This window comes from Streptomyces sp. NPDC059909, from assembly GCF_042730885.1.
In the GTDB taxonomy this organism is placed as follows: Bacteria; Actinomycetota; Actinomycetes; order Streptomycetales; family Streptomycetaceae; genus Streptomyces.
The window spans coordinates 705-1,132 of sequence record NZ_JBHWKX010000258.1 but is presented as its reverse complement, the minus strand read 5'-3'; the positions used below and the strand labels follow the sequence as shown (position 1 = coordinate 1,132).

Below are 428 nucleotides of genomic sequence, written 5' to 3'. Positions count from 1 at the left end.
GGTGGCCTGCGCCCACAGCATCCCATACTTCTGTTGGTACGCACTGACCTCATCTTGGTCGTCCACCATGAAGCCCCTGTGGTGTCCCTCGATGTAGGCGAGGTGGTCGTGGTCCGGCGTTTCCAGCAGAACGAGGGGACCGGCCAGCCCTGCGTGGGCGTCAGTGTTCGTTGGCATGACTTGGAGACTCAGACAGGGCAGGTCGGCGCAGTCTCGGAGATGCTGGATCTGTTGTGACATCGCCTGCGGGTCGCCCAAGTGCCTTAGCAGCACGCTCTCCTCAATGATGAAGCTCATCATCGGAGGAATATCGCGAGACAGTATCTGCTTCCTGTCGACACGGGCTTGCACCGCTTCTTCCAGGCCCTGCGTTGTCAAGGGCGGATACGCGTTGCCGAACACGGTCCGTGCGTATTCCGACGTTTGCA

The 428-nt window shown here is 60.3% G+C and carries 1 protein-coding gene; it reads right to left on the bottom strand.

Annotation, left to right across the window (positions count from 1 at the left end; genetic code table 11):
- Nucleotides 1–428: DUF5753 domain-containing protein (locus tag ACFV9O_RS40675; RefSeq protein WP_385428175.1), on the bottom strand; the 428-nt coding region annotated here is incomplete at both ends.